This is a genomic window from Thiobacillus sp. (assembly GCA_024235835.1).
GTDB lineage: Bacteria > Pseudomonadota > Gammaproteobacteria > Burkholderiales > Thiobacillaceae > PFJX01.
The window spans coordinates 323,750-346,957 of sequence record JACKLQ010000002.1; the positions used below are offsets into that span (position 1 = coordinate 323,750).

Genomic DNA, 23,208 nt, shown 5'->3' on the forward strand with positions numbered 1-23,208 from the left:
CCCCTGCCGGCACCGGGTGCGGAGGCGGCCACGCCGCCCTCCTCTGCCGCGCCCGCCCCGGGCAAGGCCGCCAAACCGGAGCCCAGGAAGGCCAGGCCCGCGCTCCCCGCCGCCAAGCCACAAACCGGCCCGGCTGTAGCGCCCACGGAACCAGAACCCGCCAAGGAACCGCCGCCCGCACCACCTCCGCCCCAGGTGGACAAGCCCGACCCGCCGCCACCACCACAGGCCCCCAATCCACCTCCCGCCGGGGACAAGCCTTCTGGCCCCTGGGCTCCCGCCACCGGTTCCGGCTTTCAGTTCTTCTGAGGCCCCAAAGGAAAAAGCCCCGCAATCAGGCGGGGCTTTTTGCCGGACCGGAGAATATTTCAGCTGCGTTCGTCCAGCCATTTTCCGATGGCGGGTGGCACCGTCTTCTGCGCCTTGCCGCTGACGTAGATGCCGATATGCCCGCCGGGGAAGGCCAGCTCGGTGTAGTCCTTGGTGCCCACCTTGCCGCGCAGGGCCCGGGAAGCATCCGGCGGCACCAGATGGTCCTGCTCGGCGAAGACGTTCAGCACCGGCATGGTGACGTTCTTCAGCTTTACCTCCTCGTCGCCGATCATCAATCCCCCCTTCAGCAGCTTGTTCTGCTGGTAGAAGTCCTTGATGAACTGGCGGAAGGCTTCTCCGGCCTGGTCGGGGCTGTCGAAGATCCACTTTTCCATGCGCAGGAAATTCTTCAGTGCTTCCGGGTCGTCCAGGGTGTCCAGCAGGCCCAGGTACTTCTGGCCCATGAGCTGGTAGGGCTTCAGGTTGAGGAAGGTCCAGTTCAGCATCTCGCCGGGCACGTTGCCCAGGGTGTCCACCACCAGGTCCGCATCCACCTTCTGCACCCAGTGGGACAGCATGTTGTCCGGAGTCTGGAAATCAACGGGGGTGACCATGGTGACCAGGTTCTTGACCTTGTCCGGGTGCATGGAGGCGTAGCACAGGGAAAAGGCGCCCCCCTGGCATATGCCCAGCAGGTTGATCTTGTCGATGCGGTGGCGCTCCCGGATCACGTCCACGCAGCGGTCCAGGTAGCCGTTCAGGTAGTCGTCCAGGGTGAGGTAGCGGTCGGCCCGGTCCGGATAGCCCCAGTCCACCAGGTAGACGTCCTGGCCCGCATCCATGAGGGCCTTCACGGTGGAGCGGTTCTCCTGGATGTCCGTCATGTAGGGCCGGTTCACCAGGGCATAGACGATGAGCAGGGGCACCTTGTTGGGCACCGCCGCCTTGTCCGGATTCTCGAAGCGGAACAGGGTGAGCTTGTCCTCGCGGTAGACGGCATTCTTGGGTGTGACGCCGGAGGTGATCTCGCCCACCTCCATCAGGTTCTTGATGCCATGGGAGAGCTTCTGGCCGTAGGCGGTGATTTCCTGCATTACGGCATCGGGGCGCATGTCGAAGGGCAGCATGATCGTCTCTCCTGGTTATTTGGCCGAAGGTTTCTTGATGCGTGTCGTTGCCCGGCTGGCCGGGGCGGCCTTGGCCTCCGGCTTCTTCGCAGCAGGCTTCGCGTCGGCCGCCTTGCGCGGGGCCGGCCTGGCCGCCGGGGCCCGCTCGGCAGCGGGTTCCTCGACGGCGGCCCGAAGCACTGCATCCCGCAACTCGTCTATCTGGGCCTGCATCGCCTTCTGTTCCTTGCGCAGGCGCAGGTTCTCCCGGCGAATCTCCTGCTGGCGGCACTGCAGGGTGCTGATCTCCGCATGGGTAGGCATGTGCAGCGCCTCGAGGGTCTGGTCCACCATGCGCGCCATCTGGTGCTTGAGGGCCAGGAGGGTGTTCACCAGGCGGCCGTAAAGGTCCTGGTATTCCTCGGTCATGACGAAGTCGGCATAGGCCGCCTCGCTCATCTCCACCCACTGGTCGTACAACTCCCGCAGGCTGGTGATGGGCTTGCGCTCCTCGCCCCGCTCGCGCAGGGCCTGCTGGAACTGCTGGGACGTGTTCATGGCCAGCTTGCCGAAGGCCATCTGGTAGGCCTGGGTCGCCATGGCGTAGTCCATGTGGCGCTGGGCCAGGATCTGGAACTGCTCCTGGGATTCCCGGGTATAGCCCACGGCGGGAATGGAGAGGAATCGGTTCACCTGTTCGTGCACGCCACCTTCCGGATGGAACGCATTAGTGAAGTCCCCAGGCATGGGCATGGCATTGGCCGCCAGCCGCTGCCAGGTGTCCATGGGCAGGTCCCAGAAGGTGGAAAGGCCCTTGAACTGCTGGCCCACGTCGGTGAAGGAACGGGGCAGGCCGCCCTGCATCCATTCCCCCCACATCTTCTGCATCCCATCCAGCCAGCCATTGATGGCGGTTTCGGCCCCCTTGGCATCCTGGGTGCTCCCCATGAACCGTTCCACCAGGGAGTAGTATCCCCGGCTCACTTCCATGAGCTTTTCGAACACGTCCCGGCCGTCGGGCGGAGTCATGGGTGATACGGCCTGCCACCATTTGTTCAGGCCATCCACCATGGGGTTCCTGGGCACTTCCGGCGCTTTCATGCCTTGCTGCGCCAGATCGGTCCAAGCCTTCCAGTAGCTCTGCTGGGCATTCATCCAGCCGTCCATCCAGTTCGTATCCGCCACGATCTCCTCCTGGTTCATCCACGGTGGGCGGATTTTGTGCAACGCACAATATCTAGTCAAGTTTTATATGTGCACTGCACAATACGTGGATTTAGAATTCGGCCCGGGGCGGGTCAACCTATCCACGCAAAGGAGAGATGCATGTTCAACGATGTGGTCATCGTAGCCGCGGGACGTACTGCGCTGGGGACGTTCGGCGGCAGTCTTTCGGGCATACCCGCCAGTGAATTGGGCGCCAGGGTCATCAAGGGACTCATGGCCCGGGCCGGCGGCCTGGCACCTGAAATGATCGACGAAGTCATCATGGGCCAGGTGCTCCAGGCGGGCGTCGGCCAGAACCCCGCGCGCCAGGCCGCGTTGTCCGCCGGGCTTCCCCAGGAGGTTTCCGCCCTGACCATCAACAAGGTCTGCGGCAGCGGCCTCAAGGCCGTGCACCTGGCCGCCCAGGCGGTCCAGTGTGGCGACTCCGGCATCGTCATTGCCGGGGGCCAGGAAAACATGAGCGCCTCCCCCCACATCCTGCCCCGCTCCCGGGACGGCCAGCGCATGGGCAATTGGGAGTTGGTGGACACCATGATCAAGGACGGCCTGTGGTGTGCCTTCAACGACTGCCACATGGGCATCACGGCGGAGAACATCGCGGACAAGTACGGCTTCTCCCGGGCCGAGCAGGACCTGTTCGCCGCCACCAGCCAGCAGCGCACCGAGGCGGCCCAGAACGCCGGCGTCTTCGATGAGGAAATCATTCCGGTGGAAATCCCCCAGCGCAAGGGCGACCCCATCGTGTTTGCCCGGGACGAGTTCCCACGTGCCGGTACTACCGCGGAAACGCTGTCCAAGCTGCGACCTGCCTTCAAGAAGGACGGCTCCGTGACCGCCGGCAATGCTTCCGGCATCAACGACGGGGCAGCCGCGGTCATGGTGATGTCCGCGGCCCGGGCGAAGGATCTGGGCCTTACCCCCATCGCCCGGGTGGTGAGCTTCGGTTCCGCCGGCGTGGATCCCGCCATCATGGGCACGGGCCCCATCCCCGCCGTGCGCAAGTGCCTGGACCGGGCCGGCTGGAGCGTCCAGGACCTGGACCTGATCGAGGCCAACGAGGCCTTCGCTGCCCAGGCCATGTCCGTCAACAAGGAACTGGGGTTTGACCTGAGCAAGGTGAACATCAGCGGGGGTGCCATCGCCATCGGCCATCCCATCGGCGCCTCCGGTGCCCGGGTGCTGGTGACCCTGCTCCATGGCATGAAACGTACCGGCGCGAACAAGGGCCTGGCCACGCTGTGCATCGGCGGCGGTCAGGGTGTGGCATTGGCTGTGGAAAGGATCTGAGAATGAGCGAAACGAATGGAAAAGTAGCCCTGGTTACCGGGGGAGTGGGTGGCATCGGCACCGCCATCTGCAAGAAGCTGGCCGATGCCGGCTGCAAGGTGGTGGCGAACTACCTGGACGAGGCCCACGCCAGGGAATGGCAGGCCAGGATGGCTGGCGAAGGCTATGACTTCGCCATCGTGAAGTGCGATGTTTCCAGCTTCGACGACTGCAAGTCCATGGGCGAGAAGTTGAATGCGGACTTCGGCGGCGTGGACATCCTGGTCAACAACGCGGGCATCACCAAGGACGGCACCTTCCGCAAGATGGCCGCCGACCAGTGGAACGCCGTGCTGAGCGTCAACCTGGACTCGGTATTCAACGTGACCAGGCAGTTCATCGACGGCATGTTGAACAAGGGCTGGGGCCGGGTCATCAACATCTCATCCATCAACGGCCAGAAGGGCCAGTTCGGACAGACCAACTACTCCGCCGCCAAGGCGGGCATGCATGGCTTCACCATGGCCCTGGCCCAGGAAACCGCCCGGAAGGGCATCACCGTCAATTCCATCTCTCCCGGCTACATCGGCACGGAGATGGTGATGGCGATCCCGGAGGACGTGCGCAACCAGATCGTGGCCCAGATTCCCATCGGCCGTCTGGGCAGGCCCGAGGAGATCGCCGCGCTGGTGACCTTTCTGGCCAGCGAGGACGCCGCCTTCATCACCGGCGCCAACATCGCCGCCAACGGTGGCCAGCACATGATGTAACCTTGGCCATTAGTGTCATACGGCGGGCTTGGCGCCCGCCGCTAATGGAACCGCCATGACCGATGATCGCCTGATCAAGAAATACCCGAACCGCCGCCTCTACGACACTTCAGAAAGTCGCTACATCACCCTGGAGGAAGTGAAAAAGCTGGTCATGGCATCCATACCGTTCCGGGTGGTAGATTCCCAGACCGAAGCGGACCTGACCCGCTCCATCCTGCTGCAAATCATCATGGAGCAGGAATCCGGCGGACGGCCCCTGTTCACCGTGGCCATGCTGGAACGATTCATCCGATTCTACGGCGACGCCACCCAGGCCGCGCTAACGAGTTTCCTGGACATGAGCCTGGACATGTTCCTGAAGCAGCAGCACGCCATCAATGAGCACATGCAGGGCCCCTGGACCAGCAATCCCATGGATTTCTGGATGAAACTCGGCCAGCAAAACATGGGCTTGTGGAAAGAGATGGAAAGCAACTTCCAGAAAGCCATGGGCGCCAACGCCCCCAAGGATGAAAAGGACGAGGCGTAGTCACCTCGATTTGTGCGTCGCACAAAAAACTATCTTTCCCCCTGTTGACAATCCCTCCGACCCTGGATATTGTGCAGCGCAACAATTGCTGCAATGCACAATTGACCCCTTCAACCAAGTCGGAGATTGATCATGCAAAAAGATGTCATCGAGATGTTCGGGAAAACCACCGCGTCCGCCATGGAAGCTTCCCGCAAGGTGAGTGAGCTGAACCTGCGCACCTTTGACAAGCTGTTCCAGCAGCAGGCCGATTTCGCGGCCTTCTACATGGACGCCAGCGCCCGTTCCATGGAACTGTTCACCAAGGCCAAGGGCTACCAGGACCTGATGGCCGGCCAGATCGCCATCATGCGTGAGTACGGCGAGCGCTGCGTCACCGCGGTGCGCGAAAGCATGGCTTTCGCCAACGAGACCGTCACCGAGTACAGCACCATGACCCAGGAAGGCGTCAAGCAGGCCCAGGAACAGATGGCCGAAGCCACCAGCCTGAACATCAAGGCTGCCGCTTAAGCAACGATTGTCTCTCCTTGAAGCCCGCCCGGCCCTTGGTCGGGCGGGCTTTTTTTATTATTGCGCCGCCCAGCGACGAACGCCTGCCTGAGCCCCGCCCCACCGCCGGATCAACGTTGGTCAGTGAGTCGGGCGCTTGATGAAGTTGACCACCTTGGCCTCGCTGGGCGGCCCCTTGCGCAGGCCGCTGGCGCAGGAAACCCCTTCCGTCTCCATGACGAAGCCTTCGGCCTCGTGCAGCAGGTTGATCACGTCGACGAAGAAACGCTCCTTGGCCATGGCCAGGGCGGTGCGACCGCCCTCGTTGGCGGCCTTCACCTCGGCCCCGGCGTTGAGGAGCACCTCGCACACCGCAGCCTCGCCAGCGCCGGCGGCAAGCATGAGGGGCGTGAGGCCGTAGAAGATGCGGTGGTTCACATCCGCGCCCGCATCCACCAGAGCCTGGGCCACGGGGGCGAAGCCGCAATCCAGATCATGGTTGTAGGCGGCTTTGAAGATTGGGGTCCAGCCCTGGGCATCCTGCACGTTGGCATCCGCACCGGCAGCCAGGAGTGCGTTCACCACCTCCAGGTGGCCCTGGTTGGCGGCCAGATGCAAGGCGGCATTACCCTCCGCGTCAACGGCATTGACGTCGGCGCCGCCAGAAATGAGGTCGTTAACTTGCTGGATGTCGCCGGCCAGAGCGGCGCTTTGAAGTGAAGCAGTCATGGTAACTCCGGGAACGAACGATTCCCGACCATTCTACTCAACTATTTCGCGTATGGGAACCCAGCAAGCCGAGTTCCGCCAGACCGCCGAACAGCACGTGGGCATTGAAGCCCCTTTGCACCAGCAGGAAGGTGGCGGTGGCAGAACGCCGGCCGTCGTCGCAGAACGCGATGCATGGTCGGGATCGATCCAGTTCGGCCACTCTGAGCCGCAGCAATTCCAGGGGGATATTGACAGCGCCCAGGAGGCTGCCCCGGACAAACTCCTCCCGGGACCTTACGTCAACCAGTTGGGCACCTTGCCTGACCAAGACTTCCGCTTCCTGGGGCGTCAGCCCGTGCACCAGGTTGCTTTCCAGCAGATCGCGGAAGTCTGCCCCCCCCAGGCACATGACCTGACCGTCCTCCAGCATGGACACAGTGGCGTTGCGCGGGGCGCCGGACAGAAGGGCCTCCTCGCCGAAAGTCTGGCCGGGGCCGAGCACGGCCAGCACCACCATCTTCCCGTTGGGCGCTAGGCGGGTCACCTGGGCACGCCCGGCGCGCAGAAAATAGAACACGTCCCCCGGTTCGCCCTGCCGGATCAGGACTTGCCCCGCCTTCACCTCCAGGGGCGAGAAGCGTTCCAGCAAGGCCTGGTAATGGCTGGCCGGCACCCGGCCGAAGGCCGGATTGCCCAACAGCTCCAACATCCACTGGGGATCATCCGCCTCCAGCTCCGTCACCTGGATGCTGTCCAAGGCTGGCAGTCCCGGGTCTTCATCCACCATGGCCATGGTCCCAGTCTTATAGTCCCAACTCGTTCCACATGGCATCCACCCGCTGCTTGACCGCGTCGGTCATGCGAATGGGGGTGCCCCACTCCCGCTGGGTCTCGCCCGGCCACTTGTTGGTGGCGTCGATCCCCATCTTGCTGCCGAGCCCGGAGACCGGGCTGGCGAAATCCAGATAGTCGATGGGCGTATTTTCCACCAGCAAGGTGTCCCGGGCGGGGTCCACCCGGGTGGTGAGGGCCCACATGACGTCATTCCAATCCCGCACGTTCACGTCCTCGTCCGTCACCAGGATGAACTTGGTGTACATGAACTGCCGCAGGAAGGACCAGACGCCGAACATGACCCGCTTGGCGTGGCCCGGGTACTGCTTCTTCATGCTCACTACCGCCATGCGGTAGCTGCAACCCTCCGGCGGCAGGTAGAAGTCGGTGATCTCGGGGAACTGCTTCTGCAGCAGAGGCACGAACACCTCGTTCAGGGCCACCCCCAGGATGGCGGGCTCGTCCGGGGGCTTGCCGGTGTAGGTGCTGTGGTAGATGGGGTCCCGCCTCAGGGTGATGCGCTCGACGGTGAAGACGGGGAAGGTTTCCTGTTCGTTGTAGTAGCCGGTGTGGTCGCCATAGGGCCCTTCAAGCGCCGTTTCGCCAGGATGGATCACCCCTTCCAGCACGATCTCGGCGGAGGCCGGGATCCGCAGATCGCTGCCCAGGGCCTTGGCCACCTCTGTCTTGGCGCCCCGCAGCAGGCCGGCGAACTGATATTCGGACAGGCTGTCCGGCACCGGGGTCACCGCCCCCAGGATGGTGGCCGGGTCCGCCCCCAGGGCCACGGCCACGGGGAAGGGCCGGCCCGGGTGGGCGGCCTGGAACTCGCGGAAGTCAAGGGCGCCGCCGCGATGGGCCAGCCAGCGCATGATGACCTTGTTGGGTGCGATCACCTGCTGCCGGTAGATGCCCAGATTCTGGCGCGGCTTGTGGGGGCCCTGGGTGATGACCAGCCCCCAGGTGATGAGCGGCGCCACATCGCCGGGCCAGCAGGTCTGGATGGGCAGGCGGGACAGGTCCACGTCCTTGCCCTCCCAAACGATTTCCTGGCAGGCGGGGGAACGGACCTCCTTGGGCGACATGTTGAGCACCTGTTTGAGCACGGGCCACTTGTCCCAGGCGTCTTTCAGACCCCGGGGAGGCTCAGGCTCCTTCAGGTAGGCCAGCAGTTTGCCGATCTCCCGCAGCTTGGCCGGGTCTTCCTCGCCCATGCCCAGGGCCACCCGCCTCACCGTGCCGAACAGGTTCGCCAGGACGGGGATATCGCTGCCCTTGGGCCGCTCGAACAACAGGGCCGGACCGCCAGACCGCAGCACCCGGTCACCGATCTCCGTCATCTCCAGGTTCGGGTCCACCTCCCGGGTGATGCGCTTCAGTTCACCCCTGGCTTCAAGCTGGGCGATGAAGTCACGCAGGTCCGCATAGCGCATGGGATCGACTCAACCCTCTCCGACGGCTGGGCCATCGCCGGTGATGAACTGGAACTTGTCGTCCTCGACCCGGAAGGTGCCCAGCTTCTCGCCCAGACTGTCCGGGGCCTGCTCGAATTCCTGCAGGCGGCAGGACTGGTCGCTCAGGGCGAATATCCTCTCCCCGATCTTGAGCAGCATCAGGGGCTCCGGATACTCGTCCGGGGCCTTGTAGAGCACGAAAGAGGAGTCCTCCGGCAGACCCTTGATGCCGCCGCCGCCATTGCACACGGGCATGCGGGTGATGATCACGCTGAGGTCGATGGTGGACTGCCAGAAAAAGCTCTGGTTACGCACCAGGGTGATGGCATGGTCCCGGGCCCCGAGGGAATGGGAGGCCGTGTCCTGGAAACAGCCCGCCAGGAGCGGAAGGAGGGGAAACAGCAACATCCAGCGCTTCATGGCCATGCTCCTCTTGATGGTTGGCTTACTCCAGACCCTGGCTGGACAGGTAATCCTCGTAGCCGCCTTCGTAAACCACGTGGCTGCCGTCCAGCTTGAGCTCGATGATCTTGTTGGCCAGGGAATCCACGAATTCGCGGTCGTGGGAGACGAATATCAGGGTGCCGGTGAACTTGTCCAGGCCCGAGTTGAGGGATTCGATGGATTCCATGTCCAGGTGGTTGGTGGGCTCGTCCATCACCAGCACGTTGGGACGCAGGAGCATGAGCTTGCCGAACAGCATGCGCCCCTGCTCGCCACCGGAGATGACGCGCACCGATTTCTTCATCTCGTCGCCGGAGAACAGCAGGCGGCCCAGGGTGCCGCGGATCAGCGTCTCCACGTCACCGCCTTCGTAACCCCCGGCCCGCACCCACTCGGTGATCCAGTCGGTCAGGGATTTGTCCGAATCAAAGTCGGCGGAGTGATCCTGGGCGAAATAGCCCAGGTTGGCCTTGTCCGCCCATTTCAGATGGCCTTTCTGCGCGTTGAGCTCGCCCACCAGCAGCTTGAGCAGGGTGGTCTTGCCCACGCCGTTCTCGCCGATGATGGCCACACGGTCGCCCGCCGAGATGTGGAAGGAAAGGTTGGTGATCAACGCTTTGTCTGCCTCATAGGCAAAGGTCAGGCCTTCGATTTCGCACGCCAGGCGGTGCAGTTTCTCCTTCTCGTCGTAATCGAAGCGGATCCAGGGGTACTGGCGGCTGGAAGGCTTGACGTCTTCCGGCTTGAGCTTGTCGATCAGCTTCAGGCGGCTGGTGGCCTGCTTGGCCTTGGAGGCGTTGGCGGAAAAACGGCGCACGAAGTTCTGCAGGTCGGCGATCTTCTCCTTGGCACGGGCGTTGGCCTGGCTCTGGCGTTCGCGGGCCAGGGAGGAGGCCTCCATGTAGTCGTCGTAGTTGCCGGGATAGACCTTGAGGGTGCGGTAGTCCAGGTCCGCCATATGGGTGCAGACCTGGTTCAGGAAGTGGCGGTCGTGGGAGATGATGATCATGGTGGAGTTGCGGGCGTTGAGCACGTTCTCCAGCCAGCGGATGGTGTTGATGTCCAGGTTGTTGGTGGGTTCGTCCAGCAGCAGGATGTCCGGATCGGCGAACAGCACCTGGGCCAGCAGCACCCGCAGCTTCCAGCCCGGCGCCACCTCCCGCATGGGGCCCTGGTGCTTGTCCTGGGGGATGTCCAGCCCCAGCAGCAGCTCGCCCGCCCGGGCCTCCGCGTCGTAACCTCCCATCTCGCCGAAGTGGGTCTCCAGCTCGGCGGCGCGCATGTAGTCGTCTTCCGTCGCCTCCGGGTTCATGTAGATGGCGTCCTTCTCCCGCATGCAGGCCCACAGGTCGGCGTGGCCCATCAGCACCACGTCCAGCACCCGCACGTCCTCGAAGGCGAACTGGTCCTGGCGCAGGAAGGCCATGCGCTCGTGGGGATCGATGCTGACGTTGCCGGCGGAGGGCTCCAGAGCCCCGGCCAGGATCTTCATGAAAGTCGACTTGCCGCAGCCGTTGGCGCCGATGAGGCCATAGCGGTTGCCGTCGCCGAACTTGACGGAGACGTTCTCGAACAGGGGCTTGGCCCCGAACTGCATGGTGAGGTTTGAAACGGTGAGCATGAGAAAACCCGGAAAAAATCTTCGCAATATTACCCTTTAAGACCCCTTTAATCCCGGCTGTGCATCTTGGCGGGGTTCTGCCGCGCCCCCTCCACATTCGACAAGGCCTTTCATGCATGCCCTGACCCGTGGCCCGACCCTGGCCATGGCCCTGATATTTATCGCGATCGCCACCCTGACCCGCCTCCTGCTACTGCTAAAGACGGGTGCCGGCCTGGTGCCGCCACCCCTCTGGCCCGGACTGTTCCTGCGTGGCCTGGGGTTCGACCTGACGGTGCTGGCCTGGCTTTGCGCCCCCCTGCTGTTGCTCATGGCCGTGGGCCGATGGCGCGGCAAGCTTGCTTCGTGGCAAAAAGCTGTGCGTCTGGTGCTGTTCTGGCTCGCAGCAAGCCTGCTCCTGTTTGGCGCATTGGCGGAATGGATCTTCTGGGACGAGTTTTCCACGCGCTTCAACTTCATTGCCGTGGACTATCTCATCTACACCCACGAAGTCATGGGCAACATCATGGAGTCCTATCCGGTGGGCGCCTTGCTGGGAGCTGTCGCCACGCTGGGAGGCCTGCTGACATGGACCCTGCGCAGGGCCATCCTGGCCGTACCCTGCAAGTCCCCTTCACGGGGACTCCGTCTCGCCTATGCGATTCTGGCCCTGGCCCTGCCCTGGGCGGCCTGGCAGACGGGAGATACGGATCAAATGCAGTTTTCCGCCAACGTCTTCGCCAATGAGCTGACCGGTAACGGCCTCATGACCTTCGCCGCCGCGGCGCGCCGCAACGAGCTGGACTACGACCGTTTCTACCGTACCCTTCCCGCGGACCGCGCCCACAGGCTCTTGGCGGAAATGGGCGTGGAGCGGGAACCCCTGTCCACGGCCCTCAATCCGGATAAGGATCAGGAGGAAGCCTTCGATCCGCGACGCACCCCTTTCCGCCACCCCCCGCGCAACGTGGTCCTGATCTCCGTGGAAAGCCTGTCCGCGGAATACCTGGGCCGTTTCGGAAACACCCAGGGCCTCACCCCCAACCTGGACAGACTGGCCGGAGAAGGCTTGCTGTTCTCCCGTCTTTACGCCACCGGCACGCGTACCGTGCGCGGGCTTGAGGCCCTTTCCCTGGGCACGCCGCCCATTCCCGGCCAGGCCATCGTACGCCGCCCCGGCAACGAACATCTGGCTACGGTGGGGGAGATCCTGAAGCGCCAGGGCTATGCGACCTACTTCATCTACGGCGGCTACGGTTATTTCGACAACATGAACGCCTACTTCGCCGGCAACGATTATCAGATCATCGACCGCACGGATTTTCCCAAGGCAACGGTCGGCTTCTCCAACGTCTGGGGCGTAGCGGACGAGTTCCTGTTCGACAACGCCCTGGCGACCCTGGACCAGACCCATGCCCGGGGCAAGCCCTTTCTTGCCCACATCATGACCACGTCCAACCACCGGCCCTATACCTATCCGCAAGGCCGGATCGACAGGCCCTCGCCGGGTGGGCGCGCAGGGGCCGTAAAGTACACGGACTACGCCATCGGCCGCTTCATCGAGCAGGCGAGTGCCAAGCCCTGGTTCCACGACACGCTGTTCGTCATTGTGGCCGACCATTGCGCCTCCGCCGCCGGCAAGACCAAGCTGCCTGTGCGGGGCTATCACATTCCGCTGATCCTGTACGCCCCGGCGTTGCTGCCGCCCGGCCGCAATGACCGGCTGGTCAGCCAGATCGACATCCCCCCGACCATTCTGGACGTGATGGGCCTGCCAGGTGATGACCATTTCTTCGGCAAGTCATTGTTCGAACAATCGGGTGACAGCCCACGGGCCTTCATCTCGAATTACCAGGAGTTGGGTTATCTCAAGGAAGGCGAGGCGGGGAAGGGAGACAATCTGGTGGTGTTGGGCCCCAAGCAAAAGTTGGAGTCTTTCCGCGTGGACGGAAGATACGAAACCACACCTGCCGCCAACGACCCGGCCTTGGTGGACGAGGCCATCGCCTGGTACCAGACTACCTTCAGGGCCTTCAGGCAAGGTGAATTGAAAATGAGAAGGCTGGCGGACGCCCCTTAGCCGAGGCGCCCCGTCCGGGACCAGGCGCGTCGATCAAGGCCAAGGTATATCCTGTAATGGAGAATGGCCGCCGGCCCAGTCAATCAAGCCCGACTTCCTGGGCAGAACCCTCCCGCCACACGCACATGCCATTGCCGCCTTCCCGCTTGGCGATGAGCTGGGCCCTTTCCGCCTGTTCCAGCACTTCCTCGATGAAAAAGATGGGATCCAGGGACACCACGCCGAAGGAGGCGGTGAGCTTCGCCGGCTGGCCGCCCACGGTGAATGTGGTGTCCGCCAGTTCCTCCCTCAGGCGGTTGATCATGGTGGCCGCCTGGTCCAGGTCCGTGTTGGGCAGGCAGAGCAGGAATTCCTCGCCCTTGATGCGGAACAGGGTGTCGTATCCCCTAAGGCGGGCCTTGAAAAACGCCGCCACGGCCTGGATCAGCTCGTCCCCTCCCTTTTGGCCCAGCCGCTGGTTGTGCTGGGCGAAGTCGTCCAGATCCGCATGGCTGAGGGTGCATGGCTGACGGGTGCGCTGGATGCGCTCCACCTCCTCGGCAAGCCGAAGCTGGACGGCCTGGCGGTTCCACACACCGGTCAGCTTGTCCACGGCGCCCATCCGTTCCATGAGGCGCTGTTCCAGTTGCCGCAGCAACTGCCGGAAGCGGGCGGAGATGGCCATGAGGGCGTCGTAGTCCTCGGGCGCGATCTCCCGGCCGTCCACCTTGCTTTGCAGCAGGTGGCGGGCGATTCCATGCATGGATTGGTGTGCCACCGCGATGGCCTCGTAGTCTGGTTCGGTTCCAAGCCGGGCCTTGGCCTGGCCATGGAACCAGAGCCCGAAGTCGCAGCGTGCGTGGGCGTCCTTGGCGAGATCGGTGGGGTCAGGTTCGCCACCGCAGATGAGTTGGCGGTTGAGGCGGGCCATCCACTTGGCGTGGTCCCCCAGGGCCCGGTCCAGCTCCTGGAGCCGGGCGACGATGTCGGCATGGGAATGATCCTGGACGGTCATGTTGTTCCTCCGGGAAACAGTGCGGGATGGCGGGCCTGGGGCCGGTCGAGGAAAAATCCCTGGGCCTTGTTCACCCCCAGGGAAGTGAGCAGGCGAAGCGTGGCCTCATCTTCCACGCACTCCGCCACCGTGGCCTTGCCCAGGCCCCGGGCCACCTCCACCATGCCCCGCACGAACACCTGGTTGTCATGATCAAAGGGCAGGTTGCGAATGAACATGCCATCCAGTTTGATTGTATCCACGCGGATATGCTTGAGGTAGGCGAAAGAGGCGAAACCGGCGCCGAAATCATCCAGGCATACCCCGCAGCCTGCCAGCTTGAGAGCCTCGATGAAGCGTTCCGCGTCAGTCAGGTCGGATACGGTGGCGGTTTCGGTGATCTCGATGATGAGGCGCTCTGGCGCCACGCCGAATTCCCGCAGCAGGTCGACGATGTAGTGGGGCAATACGGGGTCGTCGAAGGATCGGCCCGAGATGTTCACCGCGATTCGAGGCGCGGTGGGCTTTTCCGCCAGCAGGCCCACGGCCTGGCGCAGGACCCAGCGGTCGATTTCCAGGATCTTGGCGCTCTTCTCCGCCACGGGGATGAAGCGCCCGGGCGGCACCAGTTCGCCGCTTTCCTCGTCGCGCAGGCGGATGAGGGCCTCCAGGTGGGCCAGTTCCCGGGTGTCGGCCTGGTACACGCCCTGGAAATGCAGTTCGAACAAGCTTTGTTCCAGGGCACGGTTGAGGCGATCGTTCCAGGACAGCCGGTTGACCATCTCCGTGGTGTTGTCCAGGTCCTGGCGATATAGGCGCCAGGTGTTCTTGCCCGCCTGCTTGGCCTGGTACATGGCTGCGTCTGCCCGCACCACCAACTGTTCCTGGTCGGCCGCATGGGAAGGATACAGCGAGATGCCCAGGCTGGAGGAAATGTGCAGGATCTGGCCCTCGAAGCGGAAAGGAATCTGGGCGATGGCCCGCACGATGCGCTCCGCCAGGGCCTGGGCCTGCTGGGCGTCGGAATTGGGCATGAGCACGGCGAATTCATCGCCACCCAGCCGGAACAGCATCTCGTGCCGGCGCGTGAGGCCGGAAACTTCGCCGGCCACACGGATGAGCAGCGCATCCCCCGCCTTGTGGCCGAAATGGTCGTTGATGGCCTTGAACTCATCCAGGTCGAAATAGAGCAGGGCGGAGGAGTGATCGTGGCGGACAGACTCCGCAAGCATGCGCTCCAGCTCGATTTCGAACCGGTGGCGGTTATAGAGGCCGGTGAGGGAATCCCGCTCCGCCAGGTAGAGGAGCTGCTCGGCCGTCTGGCGCTCGTTGGTCACGTCCTCGAAGATCCAGAGATGGCCGACGAAGCGTTCATCCCGCTCGAACACCGGGAAGCTCAACAGGTTGACCACCCGCCCGTCCTTGATCTGTATCTCCAGGGGAGCGATGCCTTCCCGGGAAGACACGGCAGCTTTCATGTGCTGCATGAAGGCTTCCCGGTTGGCCAGCTGGCAGTCGCTGCGTGAGTAGATGTCCTCTGCGGTCATGCCGGCAAGCGTCACGCTGGAGGGGATGTTCCAGATCTGTTCGAAGGCCGGGTTGTAGTAGATCACACGACCGTTTTCACCCACGAACATGATGCCCAGGTTCATGGCGGAGAGGAGGGCCATGAGGCGGGCCTGTTCCGCCTCCGTGGCGGACAGGTAGTCCAGGGCACGTTGTTCGGAGGCCTTGAGGTCGGTGACATCCCGGATGCTGGCGCGCACTCCGAGAAAATGGTTGTCGCTGCTGAAAATGGGGTGCCAGTTCACGGCTGCCCAGAACTGGCTGCCGTCCTTGCGCACCATGCGGAACTGGTATCCCTCCCCCGTGGAACCCCGCAAGGCCTCGGCGAAGCGCTTTTCCGCCATGTCCCGGTCGGCTTCCGCCACCAGGCAGAGGGGAAAAGCGGCCATGTCCATGCACTCATCCGACGTGTAACCGGTCATGCGCAGGACGGAGGGGTTCACCCAGATGATCTGGGCCGCCGGATCGATCCACAGTTCCAGGTCGTAGGTGTAGTTGGCAATGGCATAAAAGCGCTGCTCGCTGTCCCGCAGCTCGGACAGCCGCGAAAGCAGCTGGCGGGACATCACCTGGAAAGCGTGGGCCAGTTGCCCCACCTCGTCATCCCCCGGCGTGGGGAGTTCCGCCCGGAAGTTGCCTGAGGCAAGGGCATGGCTGGCCTCGGTCAGCTGGCTGAGGCGCCGGGTGAGGCCATACCCCAGCAGGGCGAACAAGGGTATGGTCAATCCCATTACCCCCAGGCCCACGAGCAGACCGATGCGGGTGACCCGCGCCCTGGTCTGGGCCAGGAAGGTGGTATCTATCCCGTAATAAAGCCTGCCGTAGGTCACTCCCACCAGGCGGATGTCCATGGTGGTGTCGTACACATGATCGGCGGGATCGTCGCCAAATTCTTCGTTGAGCAGCGGCAGCGGGCTGTTGATCTGCAACCCTGAACTGGCGACCCGCCGGCCATCCCGATCCAGAAGCAACAGATACGCAAAGCTCCGGGCACTGCGTGCCTCGTCCAGGATGGCCTGCAGCTCCGCATAATCGCGCTGCATCAGGGAACCGCTGAGGGACGCGTTGAGCAGGGGGATCAAGGTTTCCACCTGCTGCCTGGCACGGGATTCCAGCTCGCTTGCTGCCTGGCTGCTGATCCAGGTCAGCAAGGCGGCCAGCATGGCAGCTCCCACCAGGACACCAGACAGGGTGAGCTTGACCCAGAGCGGCCACCTTGAAAAACGCCAGGGTGAAGAACTCACGGGGCCAGTCCTTTGCGCGTCTCCTTCAGGTACCCGTCCACACGTTTCAGCATCCGTTCATTCGCCGGGATCAGGGCGGAATAAGCGATACCCTTGAGGAACCCCTGGCCGGCGATGCCCTGGCCGAAAGCCAGCACGGCGCTTTGCAGGCGTTCCCTGTCCGCCCGGGAAACGCCAGGCTTGGCCAGCATGACGAAGGCGGGGATGTCGGCCATGTGGGCATAGACCTTCAGCTTTACGCGGACGGGTTCCGGTATCTGCTTCATGCCGTGGCTGGTGGTCACCCCCGCCATGGCCAGGCCAGTGACCAAGGCCTGGCCTACGCTGGCGTGGTTGCGGTATTCCACTACCCTGTAGTCGCGCCCCGCCTCCAGGCCCTTTTCGTCCAGATAATGCACCGAGGCCATGACCGTGACCGCCAGCCGGTCGATCACCGCCAGCTGCTGGCCCTGCATGAGCGACAGGTTATCCAGTGGGCGGTCCGCGCTGTAAACGAGCAAGGCATCGTGGTCCGGCTGGAACTGGACCAGGGGATGGAACCCCAGATCCTTCTGGGCCAGCCGGCCAAAGTGGGCCGGCGTGATGGTGAGATCGAACTCGCCACGCAGGGTACGGGCCTGGTATTCGGCGAAATCCAGGGCGCTTTCCAGGTAGACCGGCTCCCCAAGCCGGCTTTCCAGATAAGCCCGCATGGGTTCATAGCGCGCCGCCAGCGTGCGCATGCTGTGGATCGGTGGCACGCCGATGACCATGGCGGCCTGGACAAGGCCTTCCTGCAGAGTCAGCCAGAGGATCAGCAAGACCCGGACCATTTATTCCTCGGCCAGGGATTTCACCAGCACCTTGGAACGCCGCTGCCAGTTGTAGAGCGCCTTGCGAGGCGTGGGCAACTCCTCGGGAGTGACCAACTCGAAGCCGCGCTCGATGAACCAGTGGGCCGTGCGCGTGGTGAGCACGTAGATCTGGTTCAGCCCTTGTTGCAGGGCAGCCTCTTCCACCGCGGCCAGCAGGGCGTCGCCACGGCCCGCGCGGCGGAATTCGGGGTTGACCGCCAGGCAGGCCATCTCCGCGGCCTGGGTTTCGGGGAAGGGATAAAGGGCCACGCAGCCCACGATGCGGCCATCAAGTTCATCCACGAAGAATTGTTCCACTTCCTGTTCCAGCCGCTCCCGGGAACGACGCACCAGCACACCCTCGTTCTCCAAGGGCTCGATGACGGAAAGGATGCCGCCCACGTCCTCGATCTTGGCGGGGCGCACGTTCTCCACCGCCTCCCGGGATACCATGGTGCCTACCCCCTCGTGGGTGAACAATTCCACCAACAAGGCGCCGTCCCGCATGCGTTCCAGCAGGTGGGCGCGGCGCACGCCGCCCCGGCAGGCGCGGATGGCGTGGGGCAAATAGAGCTTCAGATCGCCTTCCGGCAAGGCCTTGAGCATGCGTTGGGCGGCCGCCACGGTGAGTTGGCTGATGAGGTTCCCCTTGGCATCACGGCAGTCGCCCCGGTCCAGCAGGAAGATCAGCTTGTCGGCCTGGAGAGCCATGGCAGCGGCCGTGGCCACTTCCTCCAGGGCCACGTTGAAAACCTCTCCGGTGGGGGAATATCCCAGGGGGGAGAGCAATACGATCTCCCCAGCCGCCAGGCGGGCGTTGATGGCGCCATCGGCGATCTTGCGCACCTCCCCCGTGAACTGCAGGTCGACCCCATCCACCACCCCCACGGGCCGGGCGGTCACGAAGTTTCCCGAAGCGACCCGGATCTCCGCCCCGGCCATGGGCGTATTGGGCAGGCCCACGGAAAGCATGCTCTCGATATCCACCCGCACCGACCCCACCGCGTCCTTCACAAGTTCCAGGGTATCGGCGTCGGTGACCCGCAGACCGCCCACGTACTGGGGCTCATCCCCCTGGGCGGCAAGGCGTTCCTCCACCTGGGGCCGCACGCCGTGGACCAGCACCAGACGCACACCCAGGCTGTTGAGCAGGTTGAAGTCGTAGATCAGGCTTGAAAAACCACCATCCGCCAGGGCGTCTCCGCCCAGGGCCACCACGAAGGTCTTGCCTCGGAAGGCATGGATATAGGGGGCCGCTGCGCGGAACCACTGTACGAAGGTGTTGGCTTCCGCTTCTCCCAGCTTGGCCATGGGACGTGCTCCGAGTCTTGTTTATAAGGCAGGTTAACGGACAATCCAGATGAAACTTAAGCCTGGAAAGCCACTACCTGTAATCTCCCCAGAGGGCTTGCAGTGCCGCCAAGGCCGCCAGGGCAGCCGTTTCGGTGCGCAACACGCGGGGGCCGAGACGCACCCCCACGAATCCAGCCTCCCGGGCCAGGGTCCGCTCCGCGGGGTCGAAGCCGCCCTCCGGGCCGGCCAACAGGGTGATCTCTCCAACTGGGTCGGGCAGGTCCCCCAGACTGAGCGAGGCCTCCGGGTCCAGCATCAGCCCAACGCCCGGGGAGTCCTGCCAACTGCGGCGCCAGGCATCGAAGTCGACGATGCCCGCCACCTCCGGGACGCGGTTGCGGCCACACTGCTCGCAGGCCGACACCACCACCGCCTGCCAGTGGGCTCTGCGCCGTTCCACCTTGTCGCCGGAAAGGCGCACGATGGTGCGCCGCATCATGAGGGGCTGGATCGCCGCCACCCCCAGTTCCACGGACTTCTGAACGGTCAAATCCATGCGCTCGCCACTGGAAACACCCTGGGCCAGGACCACCCGCAGGGGCGACTCCCGATCCTGACTGTGGCGTGCAAGCAGGCGAACCGAGGCATGGCCGCCCGTGGTGAGGATGCCCGAATACTCCTCGCCGTCCCCGTTGAACAGCGTCACGGCCTCCCCGTCCCTCAGGCGGAGTGCGCCGATGGCGTGGCGCGCCACCGCGTCCGGCAGGGTCACCACGCGATCGACGTGGAGTGGAACTGGGCAATAGAAACGGGGCATGGTCACTCAGGGCATGTGGTCTCGAATGTTATTATCCCGGCGTTGGCTTCAAGCGGGAGTTTTACCGTGGTGCGCATGGAAACCCCGGTCTGCGATTTCGGCTGGAAGGCGGTGGATTTTCAACTGCCCGGCGTGGACGGCAAGACCTATACCCTGAAGGATGTGGCAGGCCCCAATGGCCTGTTGCTCATGTTCATCTGCAACCACTGCCCCTACGTGAAGGCGGTCATCCACCGCATTGTGCGGGACGTCTCGGACCTGAAGGCCCTGGGCATCGGCGCCATTGCCGTCATGTCCAACGACCCCGGCGAATATCCCGAGGACTCCTTCGACAACATGGTGCGCCTGGCTCGGGATCTGGCCTTCCCCATGCCCTACGTGACGGACGAGACCCAGGCCGTGGCCCGGGCCTACGGCGCCGTATGCACGCCGGATTTCTTCGGCTTCAACCGCGACCTGGCATTGCAATACCGGGGCCGCCTGGATGAATCCCGCAAGGAAACCGCACCGGAAGGTGCGCGACGTGATCTTTTCGAGGCCATGAAACAGGTGGCAGAGACCCAGCGAGGCCCGACCGACCAGATTCCCAGCATGGGATGCTCCATCAAATGGCGGACCTGAAGGACATGCTGGAGCGGGTCATCGCCGCCTGCCGGGAGGTGGGGCGGGAGGAAGTCATGCCCCGCTATCTGAAGGTGGCCCACGAGCGCAAGGTGGACGGCAGCCTGCTCACTGAAGCGGATGTGGCTGCCCAGACCGCTCTGTTCCGCAGGTTGCGTGCCATCGCCCCCTACCCCGTGCTGGGGGAGGAAATGACCGAGGCAGAGCAGCACGACGTCTGGGAGATAGGCGGCGACGGCCTGTGGTGCGTGGACCCCATCGATGGCACCAGCAATTTCGTCAATGGCTTGCCCTTTTTCGCCATCTCCGTGGCCCTGATACAAAACCGCAAAAGCGTCCTGGGCGTGGTGTATGACCCCAGTGCGGACGAGGCCTTCTATGCCGTCCATGGCCAGGGCTCGTACATGAACGGCGAACGCCTCCCCATCAAGCAACCACCCATGGACTTGAAGCGCTGCATGGCCGCCATAGACCTCAAGCGCATCGACCGGCAACTGGGGGGGCGCCTTGCCAGCGAGCACCCTTTCGGTTCCCAGCGCAACCTGGGGGCCAGCACCCTGGACTGGTGCTATGTGGCGGCGGGCCGCATGCACATCTACCTGCACGGGGGGCAGAAACTCTGGGATTACGCTGCGGGCTGCCTCATCCTGCGGGAGGCCGGCGGCGCCTCCTGCCTCATCAACGGCGAGGAGTTCCGCGGCGAAAACCCATGGAACCGCTCCGTCCTGGCCGCCCTCACCCCTGAACTGCTCTCCCAGTGGAAAACCTGGGTTCTGAACCCCGCGCCCTGAATTTCGATTTCTGCCGCACTGCATCATAAGAATGGCATTTGAGAATATAAAAACATTTTAATCAAGCACGCCTCCAAGCCAATCCCCGCGCCATTCAAGGCCGGACGCCGCGCCTGTCGGTCTCGGCGTCCAATTAAGACCGGTGAGTCACCTTGCTCTGCCATATGGCGTCATAGATAATCAATACTTTCCGCCCAAAATGGGCCACAAATCCGGTTTTTTATTCGAGGAAACAACAACATGGCTACACGTAACGAGCTCGCGAACGCGATCCGCGCCCTGGCGATGGATGCCGTCGAAAAGGCTAAATCTGGCCACCCCGGCGCCCCCATGGGCATGGCGGAAATCTCTGAAGTGGTGTGGAACCACCACATGCGCCACAACCCGACCAATCCCAAGTGGCCCGACCGGGACCGCTTCGTGCTGTCCAACGGCCACGGCTCCATGCTGATCTATGCCCTGCTGCACCTGACGGGCTATGACGTCACCACCGACGACCTGAAAAACTTCCGCCAGCTGCATTCCCGTACCCCGGGCCACCCCGAGTACGGCTACACCCCCGGCGTGGAGACCACCACCGGCCCCCTGGGGCAGGGCATCACCAACGCGGTGGGCATGGCCCTGGCCGAGAAACTGCTGGCCCACGAATTCAACAAGCCCGGCCACGAGATCGTCAACCACCACACCTATGTGTTCATGGGCGATGGCTGCATGATGGAAGGCATCTCCCACGAGGCCTGCGCCCTGGCCGGCACATGGCACCTGAACAAGCTGATCGCCTTCTGGGACGACAATGGCATTTCCATCGACGGCCACACCGACGGCTGGTTCACCGACGATACGCCCAAGCGCTTCGAGGCCTATGGCTGGAACGTGATCGCCAATGTGGACGGCCACGATTTCGTCGCGCTCGAAGACGCCGTGCAGAAGGCAAAGCAATCCTCCGACAAGCCCACCCTGATCTGCTGCAAGACCATCATCGGCAAGGGTGCGCCCAACAAGCAAGGTTCCCACGACGTGCACGGCGCCGCCCTGGGCCATGAGGAATTGGCCGCCGCCCGCGAGCACATGGGCTGGCACCACGAACCCTTTGTAATCCCCCAGGACGTGTACGACGGCTGGGACGCCAAGACCAAGGGCGAGGGGCTGGAAAAGCTGTGGAACAACAAGTTCTCCGAGTACGAGAAGGCCTTCCCCGCCGAAGCCGCCGAGTTCAAGCGCCGCATGGCGGGTGACCTGCCCGGCGACTGGACCGACCGCGTGGCCGCCGCCATGAAGACCACCCTGGAGAAGTCCGAGACCGTGGCTACCCGAAAGGCCAGCCAGCTGGCCATCGAGCGCCTGGTCTCCACCCTGCCCGAGCGGGTGGGCGGCTCCGCCGACCTGACCGGTTCCAACCTGACCAACTGGCCCGGCTGCCACCCCCTGCACCGCAATCCGGGCGGCAACTACATCTCCTACGGCGTGCGCGAATTCGGCATGTCCCACATCATGAACGGCATGGCCCTGCACGGTGGCCTGTTCCCCTTCGGCGGCACCTTCCTGATGTTCTCGGAATACGCCCGCAACGCCCTGCGCATGTCCGCCCTGATGAAGCAGCGCGTGGTCTACGTGTTCACCCACGACTCCATCGGCCTGGGCGAGGACGGCCCTACCCACCAGCCCGTGGAACAGACCGCCACCCTGCGCATGATCCCCAACATGTCCGTCTGGCGTCCCTGCGACACCACCGAGACCCTGGTGGCCTGGGCCGCCGGCGTGGAGAAGAAGGACGGCCCCACCAGCCTGATCCTGTCCCGCCAGAACCTGCCCTTCGTGGCGCGCTCCGAGGCCCAGATCGCTGACATCCGCAAGGGCGGCTATGTGCTGTCCGACGCCGCGGGCGCCAAGGTCACCCTGATCGCCACCGGCTCCGAGGTGGAACTGGCCCTGAAGACCCAGGATGCCCTGAAGGCCGAAGGCATTGCCGCCCGCGTGGTGTCCATGCCCTGCACCAACACCTTCGACGCCCAGGACGCCGCCTACAAGGCCAGCGTGCTCGGTAGCGGCAAGCGCGTGGCCATCGAGGCCGGCGTCACCGACGGCTGGTACAAGTACGTGGGCCTGGACGGTGCGGTGGTGGGCCTGGACCGTTTCGGCGAATCCGCCCCCGCCGGCCAGCTGTTCAAGGAGTTCGGCTTTACGGTTGAGAACGTGGTCGCCAAGGTGAAGGGCGTCCTCTAAGCGGTTACCGTTTTTTTAATAA

General features: G+C 63.8%; 20 protein-coding genes. 8 read left to right on the forward strand and 12 right to left on the reverse strand.

Annotation, left to right across the window (positions count from 1 at the left end):
- Nucleotides 1-368: 368 nt before the first annotated feature.
- Nucleotides 369-1,439, reverse strand: coding sequence for a class III poly(R)-hydroxyalkanoic acid synthase subunit PhaC (locus tag H6935_09740; protein ID MCP5278627.1), 1,071 nt, complete (start codon nucleotides 1,437-1,439; stop codon nucleotides 369-371).
- Between the two features lie 15 nt (nucleotides 1,440-1,454).
- Nucleotides 1,455-2,603 (reverse strand): class III poly(R)-hydroxyalkanoic acid synthase subunit PhaE, encoded by a 1,149-nt coding sequence (gene phaE, locus H6935_09745; GenBank protein ID MCP5278628.1) that lies wholly within the window; start codon nucleotides 2,601-2,603, stop codon nucleotides 1,455-1,457.
- Between the two features lie 141 nt (nucleotides 2,604-2,744).
- Here phaE and H6935_09750 point away from each other — a divergent pair, with 141 nt between their 5' ends.
- The 4 genes from H6935_09750 (at nucleotide 2,745) to H6935_09765 (ending at nucleotide 5,723) form a co-directional block, all read left to right on the forward strand.
- Nucleotides 2,745-3,932 carry an acetyl-CoA C-acetyltransferase gene (locus H6935_09750; GenBank protein MCP5278629.1) on the forward strand — a complete coding sequence of 396 codons (1,188 nt, stop codon included), beginning with the start codon at nucleotides 2,745-2,747 and terminating at the stop codon, nucleotides 3,930-3,932.
- Nucleotides 3,933-3,934: 2 nt separating this feature from the next.
- Nucleotides 3,935-4,681: an acetoacetyl-CoA reductase gene (gene phbB / locus H6935_09755; protein MCP5278630.1), complete on the forward strand. Its 747-nt coding sequence runs from the start codon at nucleotides 3,935-3,937 to the stop codon at nucleotides 4,679-4,681.
- A 55-nt stretch (nucleotides 4,682-4,736) separates the two neighbouring features.
- Nucleotides 4,737-5,213, forward strand: a complete 477-nt coding sequence (phaR, locus tag H6935_09760; GenBank protein ID MCP5278631.1) for a polyhydroxyalkanoate synthesis repressor PhaR — start codon at nucleotides 4,737-4,739, stop codon at nucleotides 5,211-5,213.
- 132 nt (nucleotides 5,214-5,345) lie between these two features.
- Complete coding sequence (locus H6935_09765) at nucleotides 5,346-5,723, forward strand: phasin family protein (protein MCP5278632.1); 378 nt, start codon at nucleotides 5,346-5,348, stop codon at nucleotides 5,721-5,723.
- A 120-nt stretch (nucleotides 5,724-5,843) separates the two neighbouring features.
- On the opposite strand, the gene H6935_09770 is transcribed toward H6935_09765, so the two are convergent.
- The 5 genes from H6935_09770 to H6935_09790 are packed head-to-tail and all read right to left on the reverse strand — an operon-like array spanning nucleotide 5,844 to nucleotide 10,766.
- Nucleotides 5,844-6,431, reverse strand: a complete 588-nt coding sequence (locus tag H6935_09770; GenBank protein ID MCP5278633.1) for an ankyrin repeat domain-containing protein — start codon at nucleotides 6,429-6,431, stop codon at nucleotides 5,844-5,846.
- A 37-nt stretch (nucleotides 6,432-6,468) separates the two neighbouring features.
- The gene (locus H6935_09775) at nucleotides 6,469-7,206 is read right to left on the reverse strand and encodes a cyclic nucleotide-binding domain-containing protein (GenBank protein ID MCP5278634.1); all 738 of its coding nucleotides are present in this window, start codon (nucleotides 7,204-7,206) and stop codon (nucleotides 6,469-6,471) included.
- Between the two features lie 10 nt (nucleotides 7,207-7,216).
- Complete coding sequence (ubiD, locus tag H6935_09780; protein MCP5278635.1) at nucleotides 7,217-8,680, reverse strand: 4-hydroxy-3-polyprenylbenzoate decarboxylase; 1,464 nt, start codon at nucleotides 8,678-8,680, stop codon at nucleotides 7,217-7,219.
- A gap of 9 nt (nucleotides 8,681-8,689) precedes the next feature.
- On the reverse strand, nucleotides 8,690-9,121 hold the full coding sequence (locus H6935_09785) for a hypothetical protein (GenBank protein MCP5278636.1): 432 nt from the start codon (nucleotides 9,119-9,121) through the stop codon (nucleotides 8,690-8,692).
- A 25-nt stretch (nucleotides 9,122-9,146) separates the two neighbouring features.
- A complete protein-coding gene (locus H6935_09790) occupies nucleotides 9,147-10,766 on the reverse strand; it encodes an ABC-F family ATPase (protein ID MCP5278637.1) in 1,620 nt (539 codons plus the stop codon).
- 112 nt (nucleotides 10,767-10,878) lie between these two features.
- Between H6935_09790 and H6935_09795 the strand changes: the two genes are divergently transcribed.
- Nucleotides 10,879-12,825, forward strand: a complete 1,947-nt coding sequence (locus tag H6935_09795) for a sulfatase-like hydrolase/transferase (GenBank protein MCP5278638.1) — start codon at nucleotides 10,879-10,881, stop codon at nucleotides 12,823-12,825.
- Nucleotides 12,826-12,904: 79 nt separating this feature from the next.
- Here the strand turns inward: H6935_09795 and H6935_09800 are convergent, their stop codons facing one another.
- The 5 genes from H6935_09800 to H6935_09820 all read right to left on the reverse strand — a co-directional run bounded on the left by H6935_09800 (nucleotide 12,905) and on the right by H6935_09820 (nucleotide 19,551).
- A complete protein-coding gene (locus tag H6935_09800; protein MCP5278639.1) occupies nucleotides 12,905-13,819 on the reverse strand; it encodes a diguanylate cyclase in 915 nt (304 codons plus the stop codon).
- Nucleotides 13,816-16,527, reverse strand: coding sequence for an EAL domain-containing protein (locus H6935_09805; protein MCP5278640.1), 2,712 nt, complete (start codon nucleotides 16,525-16,527; stop codon nucleotides 13,816-13,818). Before H6935_09805 ends, H6935_09800 begins: the two co-directional genes overlap by 4 nt.
- A gap of 77 nt (nucleotides 16,528-16,604) precedes the next feature.
- Nucleotides 16,605-17,420 (reverse strand): PhnD/SsuA/transferrin family substrate-binding protein, encoded by an 816-nt coding sequence (locus tag H6935_09810; protein ID MCP5278641.1) that lies wholly within the window; start codon nucleotides 17,418-17,420, stop codon nucleotides 16,605-16,607.
- Nucleotides 17,421-18,752 carry an amino-acid N-acetyltransferase gene (gene argA, locus H6935_09815; protein MCP5278642.1) on the reverse strand — a complete coding sequence of 444 codons (1,332 nt, stop codon included), beginning with the start codon at nucleotides 18,750-18,752 and terminating at the stop codon, nucleotides 17,421-17,423.
- Nucleotides 18,753-18,825: 73 nt separating this feature from the next.
- Nucleotides 18,826-19,551 carry a 16S rRNA (uracil(1498)-N(3))-methyltransferase gene (locus tag H6935_09820; protein MCP5278643.1) on the reverse strand — a complete coding sequence of 242 codons (726 nt, stop codon included), beginning with the start codon at nucleotides 19,549-19,551 and terminating at the stop codon, nucleotides 18,826-18,828.
- Between the two features lie 66 nt (nucleotides 19,552-19,617).
- On the opposite strand from H6935_09820, the gene H6935_09825 reads away from it, so the two are divergent.
- The 3 genes from H6935_09825 to tkt all read left to right on the forward strand — a co-directional run bounded on the left by H6935_09825 (nucleotide 19,618) and on the right by tkt (nucleotide 23,186).
- The gene (locus H6935_09825; protein ID MCP5278644.1) at nucleotides 19,618-20,172 is read left to right on the forward strand and encodes a thioredoxin family protein; all 555 of its coding nucleotides are present in this window, start codon (nucleotides 19,618-19,620) and stop codon (nucleotides 20,170-20,172) included.
- A 5-nt stretch (nucleotides 20,173-20,177) separates the two neighbouring features.
- Nucleotides 20,178-20,963 carry an inositol monophosphatase family protein gene (locus H6935_09830; protein ID MCP5278645.1) on the forward strand — a complete coding sequence of 262 codons (786 nt, stop codon included), beginning with the start codon at nucleotides 20,178-20,180 and terminating at the stop codon, nucleotides 20,961-20,963.
- 240 nt (nucleotides 20,964-21,203) lie between these two features.
- Nucleotides 21,204-23,186, forward strand: a complete 1,983-nt coding sequence (gene tkt / locus H6935_09835) for a transketolase (protein MCP5278646.1) — start codon at nucleotides 21,204-21,206, stop codon at nucleotides 23,184-23,186.
- Nucleotides 23,187-23,208 lie beyond the last annotated feature (22 nt).

Bases quoted from the DNA above. Each gene is read 5' to 3' on its own strand.
- H6935_09740 (MCP5278627.1), bottom strand. From the start codon at position 1,439: ATGCTGCCCTTCGACATGCGCCCCGATGCCGTAATGCAGGAAATCACC.
- H6935_09750 (MCP5278629.1), top strand. From the start codon at position 2,745: ATGTTCAACGATGTGGTCATCGTAGCCGCGGGACGTACTGCGCTGGGG.
- phbB (MCP5278630.1), top strand. From the start codon at position 3,935: ATGAGCGAAACGAATGGAAAAGTAGCCCTGGTTACCGGGGGAGTGGGT.
- phaR (MCP5278631.1), top strand. From the start codon at position 4,737: ATGACCGATGATCGCCTGATCAAGAAATACCCGAACCGCCGCCTCTAC.
- H6935_09765 (MCP5278632.1), top strand. From the start codon at position 5,346: ATGCAAAAAGATGTCATCGAGATGTTCGGGAAAACCACCGCGTCCGCC.
- H6935_09770 (MCP5278633.1), bottom strand. From the start codon at position 6,431: ATGACTGCTTCACTTCAAAGCGCCGCTCTGGCCGGCGACATCCAGCAA.
- H6935_09775 (MCP5278634.1), bottom strand. From the start codon at position 7,206: ATGGCCATGGTGGATGAAGACCCGGGACTGCCAGCCTTGGACAGCATC.
- ubiD (MCP5278635.1), bottom strand. From the start codon at position 8,680: ATGCGCTATGCGGACCTGCGTGACTTCATCGCCCAGCTTGAAGCCAGG.
- H6935_09785 (MCP5278636.1), bottom strand. From the start codon at position 9,121: ATGAAGCGCTGGATGTTGCTGTTTCCCCTCCTTCCGCTCCTGGCGGGC.
- H6935_09790 (MCP5278637.1), bottom strand. From the start codon at position 10,766: ATGCTCACCGTTTCAAACCTCACCATGCAGTTCGGGGCCAAGCCCCTG.
- H6935_09795 (MCP5278638.1), top strand. From the start codon at position 10,879: ATGCATGCCCTGACCCGTGGCCCGACCCTGGCCATGGCCCTGATATTT.
- H6935_09800 (MCP5278639.1), bottom strand. From the start codon at position 13,819: ATGACCGTCCAGGATCATTCCCATGCCGACATCGTCGCCCGGCTCCAG.
- H6935_09805 (MCP5278640.1), bottom strand. From the start codon at position 16,527: ATGCTGGCCGCCTTGCTGACCTGGATCAGCAGCCAGGCAGCAAGCGAG.
- H6935_09810 (MCP5278641.1), bottom strand. From the start codon at position 17,420: ATGGTCCGGGTCTTGCTGATCCTCTGGCTGACTCTGCAGGAAGGCCTT.
- argA (MCP5278642.1), bottom strand. From the start codon at position 18,752: ATGGCCAAGCTGGGAGAAGCGGAAGCCAACACCTTCGTACAGTGGTTC.
- H6935_09820 (MCP5278643.1), bottom strand. From the start codon at position 19,551: ATGCCCCGTTTCTATTGCCCAGTTCCACTCCACGTCGATCGCGTGGTG.
- H6935_09830 (MCP5278645.1), top strand. From the start codon at position 20,178: ATGCTGGAGCGGGTCATCGCCGCCTGCCGGGAGGTGGGGCGGGAGGAA.
- tkt (MCP5278646.1), top strand. From the start codon at position 21,204: ATGGCTACACGTAACGAGCTCGCGAACGCGATCCGCGCCCTGGCGATG.